Raw genomic sequence first — 12,579 nt, 5'->3', positions numbered from 1 at the left:
CCCGCCTCTTGGGGTTTTCTGGGGGGTGGGGTGATAGTTGGATAGTGTTGTCGGTGGTCATTGCGGTAGGGAAACGCCCGGTCCCATTCCGAACCCGGTAGCTAAGCCTTCCAGCGCCGATGGTACTGCACTCGCCAGGGTGTGGGAGAGTAGGTCGCCGCCGACATTCAACCTCTGAAAGGGGAGTCCGCAACGGTGTAGTAGCCGCTGTGGACTCCCCTTTTTCGTATGTCTGCAGCCGTGTCCGCCTCTCTGTGCGGACCGGTTCGCCCAGTGCGGTCGCCGACCGCGGAAGTGACGGTGTTCGTTTGTACCCTGACCACGTGACGGACGGGGAACGTCCCGGCAACGGCCGGGCAGGCGAGGAGCGCGGTTCGCGCAGCGGGTCGGGATGGTCGCGCGGCGATGACCAGCGGGGACGGCGCCGCGACGGCGACGACCGCACGCGTCGCGACGACCGGGGCAACCGCAGCGGCGGCGACCGTGCGCGCGACGACCGGGGACGTCCGGGCGAGCGCCGCACCGAGGGCCGCTCCTGGTCCGACCGGGGTGGACGCGACACCGGCCGGCGCGACAGCGGCTTCCGCGGCGAGGACCGCTCCGACCGCGGGCCGCGTCGCGACGCCGACCGTCGCCCCGCCCGTGACGACGACCGCCGTTCCGGTGGCACCGGCCGGCGCGACTCGTTCCGGGGTGGCGGTGACGAACGCGGTGGCCGGCCCTCCGCGGGCCGTGAGGACCGCCGTCCCTACCGTGACCGCGACGACCGTGGCGCCCGTCCGCAGCGCGACGACGACCGCGGCGGGCGCTCGTTTCGGGACCGCGCCGGTCGTCCCTCCTCCGGCCGTGACGACCGTGATGGCCGCTCGTTCTCCGGCCGTGACGACCGTGATGGCCGCTCGTTCTCCGGTCGCGACGACCGTGGCGGTCGTTCCTTCCCCGGTCGCGACGACCGCGGGGGACGTCCGTCCGGGGGCCGTGACGGTCGCTCCTCCGGCGGCCGTGACGACCGCCGTCCCGCCCGTGACCGTGACGACCGCGGCGGCCGTCCGTTCCGCGGCGGCGACGACCGGGGCGGTCGCCCGTCCGGGGACCGTGACGACCGCGGTGCCCGCTCGTTCCGTGACCGGGACGACCGCGGCGGCCGTTCCTTCGGTGGCCGTGACGACCGGGCCCCTCGTCCGCAGCGCGACGACGACCACGGCGGCCGTTCGTTCCGTGACCGTGACGACCGCGGGGGACGTCCGTCCGGTGACCGCGGTGCCCGTTCCTTCCGGGACCGCGACGAGCGTGGCGCCCGTCCGCAGCGCGGCGACGACCGTGGCGGCCGTTCGTTCCGCGATCGCGACGACCGGGCCGGCCGCCCGTCCCGGGACCGTGACGACCGCGGCGGCCGACTGTTCGGTAACCGTGACGACCGTGGCCCCCGTCCGCAGCGCGGGGACGACCGTGGTGCCCGTCCCTACCGGAACCGTGACGACCGCGCGCCCCGCGGTCGCGACGATCGTGGCGAGGACCGGCGCAGCCCGTCCCGGGACCGGGGGGACCGCCCGTACCGCGTCCGTCAGGAGCGCCCGTCGCACGACCGCCCGTCCGAGCGGTCCGCGGCCGTCGAGCCCCAGGACGTCGCACAGCCGGCCGCGGTGCAGGCCGAGCCGGCCGGTGACGCGCCTGCCGTGACGCCGTCGACGACCGACACGCGGGAGGCGGCCACGCCGACCGGCGCAACCGCCTCCGACACCGCTACCCGGGTTCCGGAGACCTCGCCCGCGGAGGCGGCCGACGCGCCGGTCACCCGCGACGAGCGCACCGACGACGCGGTCAGCACGGGCAGCACCGCGTCCGACGGCCCCCGGTCCGACAGCGGGGACCGGACCGACACCCCCGTGACCGACGCCCGCGGGGCCGGTGCCGGGGCCGACGCCGTCGACCGCACCGGGACCGCCCCGGGCACGACCGGATCGGACGCCGACACCGTCGACGGTCCGCGCACCGACCGTGCCGAGCGCCCCATCGGGCGCGACGAGCGTCGCCCGCTCCGTGACCGTGACGACCGTGGCCCGCGCCGGGAGCGTGACGACCGTGGCCCGCGTGGCGGCCGGGACGACCGGGGCCCGCGCTCCGGCCTTGACGACCGCAGGCGCGACGACCGGGGCCGGAACGACCGTGGGCGCGACGACCGTGGCCGCGACGACCGCCGTGACCGCGACGCCCGTCCGCGACGGGCGATCCCGGAGTCGGCCGAGCGGACCTTCGTCGCCGAGCCGGACCTGCCGGACTCGGTGACGGCCGCCGAGCTCGACCCGAGCGTGCGCCGGGACCTGCGCGGCCTCCAGAAGGAGACCGCCGAGGTGGTGGCGCGGCACCTCGTCGCGGCGGGGCTGCTCGTCGACGAGGACGCCGTGCAGGCGCTCGAGCACGTGCGCTACGCGCGGCGCCGGGCGTCGCGGATCGCGGTCGTCCGGGAGGCCGCCGGCATCGTCGCCTACCACGCAGGGGAGTGGAACGAGGCCCTCGGCGAGTTCCGCGCCGCCCGCCGGATGGGCGGCGGACCGGGGCACGTGCACGTCATGGCCGACATCGAGCGCGCCCTCGGCCGTCCCGAGCGTGCTCTCGACCTGGCCCGCAGCCCGGAGGCCCGGGACCTCGGCCACGAGGAGCGGATCGAGCTGCTCATCGTCGCTGCGGGAGCCCGGCGCGACCTGGGCGAGGCCGACGCCGCCGTCGTCGGGCTCCAGGTCCCCGAGCTCGACGCGGTCCGCCGCGACCCGTGGAGCGCGCGGCTGTTCTACGCCTACGCCGACAACCTGCTCGCCGCCGGCCGGGAGTCGGAGGCCGTGCAGTGGTTCGTCCACGCACACGACGCCGACCGGCACCGGGAGACCGACGCCGCCGCGCGCATCGCCGAGCTGACCGGTGACGAGCTCGAGGGCGCCGACGACGAGCTCTCCGTCGGCTGGGAGGACGTGCCCCCGGCCGCCGACGACCACGTCGAGGCGCCGCACACCGACGCCCCGGCACCGTCCGGTCGGATCGACGCCGGCGATGCCGACGACGCAGCCGACGACGCAGCCGACGACGCAGCCGACCCCGGCGACCCCGGCGACCCCGGCGACGACGACGCGTCCGGGACCGCAGTCCCGGGCGCCGACGGGAGCGACGCGGGCGGGACGGAGGAGGGCGGGCCGGACGAGGCCCGCGGCGACACCGACGGAGGCGCCGTGGTCGAGAGGCCGGACGCCTCCGGGGCGGCTCCCTCCGCGGACCAGCAGCAGGGCCGCGACACCGGGGCCGGCGACCGGTGACCGCCGACCTGCTGTCCCGCCACGACGTCCTCCTGGCCGACCTCGACGGCACCCTCTACCGGGGCCCCGAGGTCGTCCCGGGGGCCGTCGAGGCGGTGCGTGGGGCCGCGGACCGTGGCGTGCCCACGGTGTACGTCACCAACAACGCCTCGCGCAGCCCCGCCGACGTCGCGGCGCACCTCGCCGAGCTCGGCTTCCCGGCCCGCGTCGAGGACGTCCGCACCAGCTCACAGGCCGCTGCCGCGATGCTGGCCGAGCAGCTCCCGCCGGGCGCGCGGGTGCTGGTCGTCGGCACGTCGGCGCTGGCCGACGAGGTCCGGGCCCGCGGGCTCGCCGTCGTCGGTGACGCCGAGGGCGCGGACGCCGTCGTCCAGGGGCACTCGCCCGACACCGGGTGGCGGATCCTGGCCGAGGCGGTCGTCGCCGTCCGGGCCGGAGCGTTGTGGGTCGCCTCCAACGTCGATCCCACCCTTCCCACCGAGCGCGGGCCGCTGCCCGGCAACGGTTCGATGGTCCAGGTCGTGCGGACGGCGACCGGCGCACGGCCGCAGGTGGCGGGCAAGCCCGCCGCCCGGCTGCTCCGCGAGGGGTGTGGCGACGCGCAGGCCCCGCTCGTCATCGGGGACCGGCTCGACACCGACATCGAGGGTGCCAACGCCATGGGCGCCCCGTCGCTGATGGTCCTGACCGGGGTCAGCGGCGCCGCGGAGCTGCTCGCCGCCGCCCCGGAGCTGCGGCCCACCCACATCGGCGCCGACCTCGCCGCGCTCACCCGCCCACCGGACGAGCTGGCCCCCGGGCCGCGGTCCGGCTGGGACGTCCGCGCCGACGGCGGCACGCTCGTCCTGTCCGGCGACGGGGACGGGCCCGAACCCACGGTGGACGCGCTGCGTGCCCTGTGCGCGGTGGCCTGGGAGCAGGGCGTCCACGACGTCCGCTCCGACGGTGCGGCCGCCGCCGCGGCACTTGCCGACCTCGGCCTGGCGGAGCGGCCAGGGCGGTGACGCCGCGTCGCGGCCGCGGTCGGGACCGTCGGCTACCGTGGCGTCAGAACCCCGTACCCGGAGATCATCCATGAGCGTTCCCGCACCCGGACCCCGTCCGGGCGACCCGCGGCCCGAGCAGGACCGCCCCGTCGCGGCCCTGCGTGCCGAGGTCGACGCGGCCGTCGCGGCGCTCGACGCGCTGGACGACCGTCCGGTCTCCGAGCACCCGGCCGCGTTCGAGCGGGTGCACGCCGCGCTCGGCCGCGCGCTGAGCGCCGGCTCGGAACGGGAGTGACGATGGGCCCCACCCGCGCCCGCCTGGACGCCGAGCTCGTCCGCCGCAAGCTCGCCCGCTCCCGCGGCCAGGCCGCCGAGCTGATCGCCGCAGGCCGGGTCGTCGTCAACGGCATGCCGGCGGCGAAGCCCGCCACCGTGGTGGACCGGGACGCACCCGTGCTCGTCCGCCCGGACGACGACGGCGAACCCGACTGGGCCTCCCGCGGCGCCAAGAAGCTGCTCGGCGCCCTCGACGCGTTCACCGACGTCGACCCCGCCGGACGGCGCTGCCTCGACGCGGGCGCCTCCACCGGCGGCTTCACCGACGTGCTGCTCACCCGCGGGGCGGCCGAGGTCGTCGCCGTCGACGTCGGGTACGGCCAGCTGGTGTGGCGGCTGCAGTCCGACGAGCGCGTCCACGTGCACGACCGCACCAACGTCCGGGCCCTCGAACCGGAGCAGATCGGCGGGACGGTCGACCTGACCGTCGCCGACCTGTCGTTCATCTCGCTGCGCACCGTGCTGCCGGCCCTCGCCGCCTGCACCGCGCCCGGAGGCGACCTGCTACCCATGGTGAAACCACAGTTCGAGGTCGGGAAGGACCGGCTCGGCTCCGGCGGGGTCGTACGGGACCCGGGTCTGCGCATCGAGGCACTGCACGGGGTCGCGACCGCCGCCGCCTCGGCCGGGCTGCACGTCCTCGGCGCGACCGCGAGCCCGCTGCCCGGCCCGTCGGGCAACGTCGAGTACTTCCTGCACCTGCGCCGGCCCGTCGACGGCCCGGCCGGCGTCGCCCCCGAGCAGCCCGAGCTCGCGCCGATGCTGGCCGCCGCGGTCGCGGACGGCCCCGCATGAGGGACGTCCTGCTGGTCCTGCACACCGGGCGGCCCACCAACCGCAAGACCGCGCTGCACGTGATGGGCGAGCTCGGGCGGCTCGGCCTGCGCACCCGGGTGCTCGCCGACGAGTGGGCCGAGCTCGCCGCGGACCCCGACGTCCCGGCGGGCTACGAGCCGGTCCCGGTCCCCGGGAGCCCGGAGTGCGCCCGCGGCGCCGAGGCGGTCCTGGTCCTCGGCGGTGACGGCACCCTGCTGCGCGCCGCCGACCTCGCCCGCCACGCCGGCGTGCCCCTGCTGGGCGTCAACCTCGGCCACGTCGGCTTCCTCGCCGAGGCCGAGGAGGACACCCTGCCCGAGGCGCTGCAGAAGCTCGCCGACGGCGACTACGAGGTCGAGGAACGGACCACCCTCGAGGCCGTCGTCACCGCCGCCGGGCAGGTGCTCGGCCGGGCGTGGGCGCTGAACGAGGCCGTCGTCGAGAAGACCACCCGCGGCCGCATCCTCGAGGTCGTCCTCGAGGTCGACGGCCGCCCGGTGTCCTCCTTCGGCTGCGACGGGGTGCTCTGCTCCACCCCGACCGGCTCCACCGCCTACGCCTTCTCCGCGGGCGGGCCGCTGATCTGGCCGCAGGTGCAGGCACTGCTGGTGGTCCCCAGCAACGCACACGCCCTGTTCGCCCGGCCGATGGTGATCGCGCCGGAGAGCACCGTCGCGATCGAGGTGTCCGCCGACGGCCCGTCCGCCGTGCTGGACTGCGACGGCCGTCGCACCGTCGCGGTGCCGCCCGGGGCACGGGTGGAGCTGCGGCGTGCGTCGGAGCCCGTGCGGATGGTGCGCCTGGCCGCGCAGCCCTTCGCCGACCGGCTCGTCCGCAAGTTCGACCTGCCCGTCCGGGGCTGGCGGGGGGCCCGGACCCAACCACCGGGTTCGAACACCTGATCGACCGTTCGGCGCACGGGAACATCCGTTCGGTGCCGTTCGCGTGTCGGGGCTCGAACGCTGTCGGTGTTCGAACGTATGGTCCCACGCATGTTGTCCGAGATGCGGATCCAGGGCCTCGGCGTGATCGACGACGCGACCCTGGAGCTCGACCCGGGCCTGACCGTGCTGACCGGCGAGACCGGCGCCGGGAAGACCATGGTCGTGACCGGGCTGAACCTCCTCGGCGGTGGCCGCGCGGAGTCCTCGCGGGTGTCGGCCGGGGCGAGGCGCGCCGTCGTCGAGGGCCGGTTCGCGGCCTCGCCGGGGGCGCTGGAACTGGCCGAGGAGGTGGGCGCCGAGGCCGACGACGACGGGTCGCTGATCGCGGCCCGCACCGTGTCGGCCGACGGGCGCTCCCGGGCCCACCTGGGCGGGCGGTCGGTGCCCAACGGGGTGCTGGGCAGGCTCGCCGAGACCCAGCTCGCGGTGCACGGGCAGAACGACCAGCTGCGGCTGCTGCGCGGCTCCGACCAGCGGGCCCTGCTCGACCGCTTCGCCGGGGACCCCGTCGCGGTCCCGCTGGCCGCCTACCGGACGGTGCGCACCGAGTGGCTGCAGGTGGTCACCGAGCTCGCCGAGCGGCGGGACAACGCCCGCCGGCTCGCCCAGGAGGCGGACCTGCTGCGCCACGGTCTCGCCGAGATCGAGGCCGCCGACCCGCAGCCCGGTGAGGACCGCGAGCTCGTCGAACAGGCCCGCCGGATGGCCGAGGCCGACGACCTGCGAGCCGCCGCCGAGAGCGCACACCTCGCTCTGTCCGGGTCGGACGACGGCGAGGCCCCCGGCGCCGTCGGGCTCGCCGGGCAGGCCAAGGGGCTCGCCGAGGGCAGTGGCGACCCCGCGCTGGAGGAGCTCGGCCCGCGCCTCACCGAGGCCATCGCGGTCCTCGCCGACGCCGCGGCCGAGCTGAGCGGCTACCTCGACCGGCTCGACGCCGACCCCGAGCTGCTGTCCCGCGTCCTGACCCGCCAGGCCGAGCTCAAGGCGCTCACCCGCAAGTACGCCGCGGACACCGACGGCGTGCTGGCCTGGGCGGACACCGCCCGCGAGCGGTTGTCCGGGCTCGACACCTCCGACGAGGCGCTCGCCGAGCTGTCGGCCCGCCGTGACGCACTCGCCGGTGAGCTGGCCGGTCACGCCGCCGCGATCACCGCGGCGCGCACCGCCGCCGCGTCCCGGCTGGCCGAGGCGACGACGGCGGAACTCGCCGGGCTCGCCATGAAGGACGCGACGTTGCAGGTCGGCGTGCAGCCGCGGCCCGCTGCCGACACCGGGCCGGTGCTCGAGGTCGGCGGGCGGCGCTGCCAGGCCGGGTCGAGCGGCGTCGACGAGGTCGAGATCCGGCTCGTCCCGCACGCCGGGGCGGTGGCACAGCCGCTGCACAAGGGCGCCTCCGGCGGCGAGCTGTCCCGGGTCATGCTGGCCCTGGAGGTCGCGCTCGCCGGCGCCGACCCGGTGCCGACCATGGTGTTCGACGAGGTCGACGCCGGCGTCGGCGGCCGGGCCGCGGTGGAGATCGGCCGCCGGCTCGCGCAGCTCGCGGCCCGCCACCAGGTCATCGTCGTCACACACCTGCCGCAGGTCGCGGCGTACGCCGACCGGCACCTCGTGGTGCAGAAGGCGTCCGGGGCGGGCGTCACCCGCTCCAGCGTGCGGCGGCTCACCGAGGAGGAGCGCACCGGGGAGCTGGCACGGATGCTGGCCGGGATGGACGACACGGACACCGGCCGCGCGCACGCCGAGGAGCTGCTGAGCGCCGCGACCGCGCACCGGGAGGCCGACCGCGCGGCGGCACGGCCCGCGGACCTGGCCGAGGCCCGGTCGCGTCGCGCGCAGTCCCGGCGCGGCCGGACTGCGCGGGACACGGACACCGGCGTCGCGACCGCGCCGGTGGAGGGTGCGGTCCCCGGGCCGCGCGGCACCGACTCCCGCGGCACCGACTCCCGCGGCACCGACCCCTGCGGCACCGACTCCCGCGGCATCGACCCGGACCGCGCCGCGGGCCGTCCCGCCGCCGCGTCGCGGCGGCGCCGGGCCGGCTGAGCGGGCCCGGCCGACGGCCGCCCGGGCGGCGCGCCGTCGCTGTGGGTGAGCGGCGCGTGGTCCGGGCGTCGCCACCCGGGGAGCGACGGGGGATCGTCCGGGCCGGTGACGTCGCGGTCTCGCGCGGCGTGCCTGCGTGGTCACGGACGCCCCACCTGTCACAGTGCGCCACATGAAGCTGTCCGGCCTGCTGCACCGTTCCCGACCGGAGCTGCCGGGCCTGACCGGCCCGGCCCGCGCCGACCGTCGTATCGAGTCGGTGCTCCGGCGCCTGCGCCCCGGCGACATCGCCGTGATCGACCAGGTCGACCTGGACCGGGCGACCGCGGACGCGCTCGTCGCCGCCCGGGTCGCCGCGGTCGTCAACGCCGCCCCGTCGATCTCCGGCCGGTTCCCGAACCTCGGCCCGCAGGTGCTCGTCGAGGCGGGCATCCCGCTCGTCGACGACTGCGGTCCCGACACCCTGCGCGCGGTCAAGGACGGCATCCGGGTGCGGCTGCACGACGGCGTGCTCTACACCGGCGAGCAGCCGCTGTGCGAGGGCCGGGAGCAGACCGAGGACACCGTCGCCGACGCCCTGGACGAGGCCAAGCAGGGCCTGACCCACCAGCTCGAGGCGTTCGCCGCGAACACCATCGAGTTCATGCGCCGCGAGCGCTCGCTGCTCCTCGACGGGCACGGCGTCCCCGAGGTCGACGTCGCCCTCGACGGGCGGCCGGTGCTCGTCGTCGCCGCCGGGTTCGAGCACCTCGCCGTGCTGAAGCGGCTCAAGGCCTACATCAAGGAGTACCGGCCGGTACTCGTCGGCGTCGGCGCGGGCGCGGACGCGCTGCTCAACGCGCGCCACCGCCCGGACCTCATCGTCGCCGACCCGTCCGAGGTGTCGAACCAGGCGCTGACCAGCGGCGCGGACGTCGTCGTCCCGGCCTTCCCCGACGGGCACGCCCCGGGGCTGCACCGTGTGCAGGACCTGGGCGCCAGCGCCGTGACGTTCCCGTCGATGGCCAACCCCGAGGACCTCGCCCTGCTGCTCGCCCACCACCGCGGCGCCTCGATGATCGTCACGGTCGGGCTGTCGGCGTCGATGGGGGAGTTCCTCGACCGCGGGCGGTCGGGCAGCAACGCCTCGACCTTCCTGACCCGGCTGCAGGCGGGGGGCAGCGTCGTCGACGGCGCGATGATCGCCCAGATGTACCGGAGCCGGACCTCGTTCGCGCCGCTGCTGCTGCTCGTCGCGGCCGCGGTGGTCGCGGTCGTCGTCGCCGTGCTCGTGTCCGGCGGCGGCCCCGCGGTGCTGGAGTGGCTGCGTGGCGTGCTGGAGAGCCTGCGGGCCCTGGTCGCCGGATGGTTCCCGGCGTGATCTCGCGGCGCCACCACCGCATCGCCCTGGTCGCGGTGTTCGTGCTGGCCCTGGCGGCCGGGTTCGTCCTCGCCGTCGTCGGGCTCCCGCAGCGCATCGCCGACGTCGCGGCCTCGGGGACGGACACGGGCGAGACCGCCCGGCTGAGCGTCGAACGCGACACCCTGGCCGCGCAGCTGCACGCCAGTGACGAGTTCGCCGGCCGCGTCGGACCGGACCTGGTGCGCGGGAAGCTCACCGGGGTGCCCGTGACCGTCGTCGCGCTCGGTGCCGACCCGTCCGACACGCGCGCGGTCGCCGAGCTCGTCGTCGCCGCGGGGGGCAGCGTCGCGGGGGAGGTCGTGCTCACCCCGGCCGTCACCGACCCGGCCCGCGCCGACCAGCTGCGCGACCTGTCCGCACGGCTGCTGCCGTCGGGGGCCCAGCTCCCCACCGCCACCGACGCCGGTGCGCTCGCCGGGGGCCTGCTCGGCTCCGCGCTGCTGGCCCCGCCCGACGGCCCCGCCCCCGACCCGGACGGGGCCGGCGCGGTGCTCGCCGGGCTCGCCGGCGGCGGCTTCGCCGAGGCACCGCAGGGCAGTCCCGCGGCCGGACGGGTGGCGGTCGTCGTCACCGGTGCCGCGTACTCCGGCGTGGACGCCGGCGCCTCGGCGTCCACCGCCGCGGCACTGGCCGCGGAGCTCGACCGTCGTGGCGCGGGAGCCGTGCTGGCCGGGCGGGACGCCGCGGACGGCTCGGCCGTCGCCGCCGCCCGCGCGTCCGGGGCCGGTCCGATGGGCCGGCTCGCCACCGTCGACGGCGTCGGTACCGGTGCCGGGCGGGTCGCGACCGTGCTCGCGCTCGCCGAACGACAGGCAGGAGGCACCGGCCGCTACGGTTCCGGGGCCGGAACGGTGGGGCCGGTTCCCGCCGCCCCATGACCGATCGGTAGGCTGAAACTCCGTGCAGACTCGCGCCACCCGTCATCTCTTCGTCACCGGTGGGGTCGCGTCCTCGCTGGGTAAGGGCCTGACCGCCTCCAGTCTCGGTCAGTTGCTCACCGCGCGCGGGCTTCGCGTCACCATGCAGAAGCTCGATCCGTATCTCAACGTCGATCCCGGGACGATGAACCCGTTCCAGCACGGCGAGGTGTTCGTCACCGAGGACGGTGCCGAGACCGACCTCGACGTCGGCCACTACGAGCGGTTCCTGGACCGCGACCTCGCCGGGCGGGCCAACGTCACCACCGGCCAGGTCTACTCCGAGGTCATCGCCAAGGAGCGTCGCGGCGAGTACCTCGGCGACACCGTCCAGGTCATCCCGCACATCACCAACGAGATCAAGGACCGTGTCCTCGCGATGGCCGAGCCCGACGCCGAGGGCCTGGCCCCCGACGTCGTCATCACCGAGGTCGGCGGCACCATCGGCGACATCGAGTCGCTGCCGTTCGTCGAGGCCGCCCGCCAGGTCCGTCACGAGGTCGGCCGGGACAACTGCTTCTTCCTGCACGTGTCGCTGGTGCCGTACCTGGCGCCGTCGGGCGAGCTGAAGACCAAGCCGACCCAGCACTCCGTCGCGGCGCTGCGCAACATCGGCATCCAGCCCGACGCGGTGGTGCTGCGCGCCGACCGGGAGATCCCCGAGGGCATGAAGCGCAAGATCTCGCTGATGTGCGACATCGAACTCGACGGCGTCGCCGCGTGCCCGGACGCCCCGTCGATCTACGACATCCCGAAGGTGCTGCACGGCGAGGGCCTCGACGCCTACGTCGTGCGCCGGCTCGGGCTGCCGTTCCGCGACGTCGACTGGACCGTGTGGGGCGATCTGCTCGACCGCGTCCACCACCCGCGGGAGACCGCGACGATCGCACTGGTCGGCAAGTACGTCGACCTGCCCGACGCCTACCTCTCGGTCACCGAGGCGCTGCGGGCCGGCGGCTTCGCCCACCACGCCAAGGTGGCGATCCGCTGGGTGCCGTCGGACTCCTGCGAGACCCCGGCCGGCGCGGCCGAGGCGCTCGACGGCGTCGACGGGGTGCTCGTCCCCGGCGGCTTCGGCATCCGCGGCATCGAGGGCAAGCTCGGCGCGATCACCCACGCCCGCACCCGGCGCATCCCCGCCCTGGGGCTGTGCCTGGGCCTGCAGTGCATGGTCATCGAGACCGCGCGCACCGTCGCCGGCCTGGAGGACGCGAGCTCGACCGAGTTCGACCCGGAGACCGCGCACCCGGTGATCTCGACGATGGCGACCCAGCGCGACGTCGTCGCGGGCGAGCGGGACATGGGCGGGACCATGCGCCTGGGTGCCTACCCGGCGGTGCTGCAGCCCGGCTCGGTCGCGGCGAAGGCCTACGGGGCGCGCGAGATCTCCGAGCGGCACCGGCACCGCTTCGAGGTCAACAACGCCTACCGGCAGCAGCTCACCGAGGCGGGCCTGGTGTTCGGGACCTCCCCGGACGGGACGCTGGTGGAGTTCGTGGAGCTGCCGTCGTCGCAGCACCCGTTCTTCGTCGGGACCCAGGCGCACCCCGAGCTCAAGAGCCGCCCGACCCGGCCGCACCCGTTGTTCGCGGCGTTCGTGAAGGCGGCGCTGCGCTACCGGGCCGAGGACCGGCTGCCGGTGCACCTGCCCGGCCGGGACAACACCGACGCCGACGACGCCGAGACGGTCGAGGGCGACGACGTCGCCGTCGGCGCGGGCGGCAACGGCGTGGCCCGGGCCGAGAGCACCTCCGCCCGCTGACCCCGACCGGGCCGGGCCGCCGACGGTGGCCCGGTCCGGCACGGTGGCCCGGGGCCGTGCCGCCGGGC

9 protein-coding genes and 1 rRNA gene are annotated in these 12,579 nt (G+C 76.4%); all 10 read left to right on the top strand.

Annotated features, from left to right (window positions below; translation table 11 throughout):
- Window positions 1–49 precede the first annotated feature (49 nt).
- Window positions 50–166, top strand: a 5S ribosomal RNA gene (rrf, locus tag DMP15_RS18270).
- Window positions 167–323: 157 nt separating this feature from the next.
- On the top strand, window positions 324–3,305 hold the full coding sequence (locus tag DMP15_RS18265; protein WP_337826210.1) for a hypothetical protein: 2,982 nt from the start codon (window positions 324–326) through the stop codon (window positions 3,303–3,305).
- Complete coding sequence (locus DMP15_RS18260; RefSeq protein WP_073575231.1) at window positions 3,302–4,309, top strand: HAD-IIA family hydrolase; 1,008 nt, start codon at window positions 3,302–3,304, stop codon at window positions 4,307–4,309. The genes DMP15_RS18265 and DMP15_RS18260 overlap by 4 nt, the downstream gene beginning before the upstream one ends.
- Window positions 4,310–4,379: 70 nt before the next feature.
- Window positions 4,380–4,586: a hypothetical protein gene (locus DMP15_RS18255; protein ID WP_062402852.1), complete on the top strand. Its 207-nt coding sequence runs from the start codon at window positions 4,380–4,382 to the stop codon at window positions 4,584–4,586.
- A 2-nt stretch (window positions 4,587–4,588) separates the two neighbouring features.
- On the top strand, window positions 4,589–5,422 hold the full coding sequence (locus tag DMP15_RS18250) for a TlyA family RNA methyltransferase (protein ID WP_073575230.1): 834 nt from the start codon (window positions 4,589–4,591) through the stop codon (window positions 5,420–5,422).
- Window positions 5,419–6,345 (top strand): NAD kinase, encoded by a 927-nt coding sequence (locus DMP15_RS18245; RefSeq protein WP_073575229.1) that lies wholly within the window; start codon window positions 5,419–5,421, stop codon window positions 6,343–6,345. The genes DMP15_RS18250 and DMP15_RS18245 overlap by 4 nt, the downstream gene beginning before the upstream one ends.
- A gap of 90 nt (window positions 6,346–6,435) precedes the next feature.
- The gene (gene recN, locus DMP15_RS18240; RefSeq protein WP_083658418.1) at window positions 6,436–8,430 is read left to right on the top strand and encodes a DNA repair protein RecN; all 1,995 of its coding nucleotides are present in this window, start codon (window positions 6,436–6,438) and stop codon (window positions 8,428–8,430) included.
- A gap of 172 nt (window positions 8,431–8,602) precedes the next feature.
- Window positions 8,603–9,790: a putative cytokinetic ring protein SteA gene (steA, locus tag DMP15_RS18235; RefSeq protein WP_179760165.1), complete on the top strand. Its 1,188-nt coding sequence runs from the start codon at window positions 8,603–8,605 to the stop codon at window positions 9,788–9,790.
- A complete protein-coding gene (locus DMP15_RS18230) occupies window positions 9,787–10,710 on the top strand; it encodes a copper transporter (protein WP_337826209.1) in 924 nt (307 codons plus the stop codon). Before steA ends, DMP15_RS18230 begins: the two co-directional genes overlap by 4 nt.
- A gap of 22 nt (window positions 10,711–10,732) precedes the next feature.
- Window positions 10,733–12,511, top strand: coding sequence for a CTP synthase (locus tag DMP15_RS18225; RefSeq protein WP_337826208.1), 1,779 nt, complete (start codon window positions 10,733–10,735; stop codon window positions 12,509–12,511).
- Window positions 12,512–12,579 lie beyond the last annotated feature (68 nt).

It is taken from the genome of Pseudonocardia sp. UM4_GMWB1, from assembly GCF_017312155.1.
Taxonomy (GTDB): domain Bacteria; phylum Actinomycetota; class Actinomycetes; order Mycobacteriales; family Pseudonocardiaceae; genus Pseudonocardia; species Pseudonocardia alni.
Note: the sequence above shows the minus strand (reverse complement) of the source record. Positions and strands in the feature narration are given on the sequence as shown.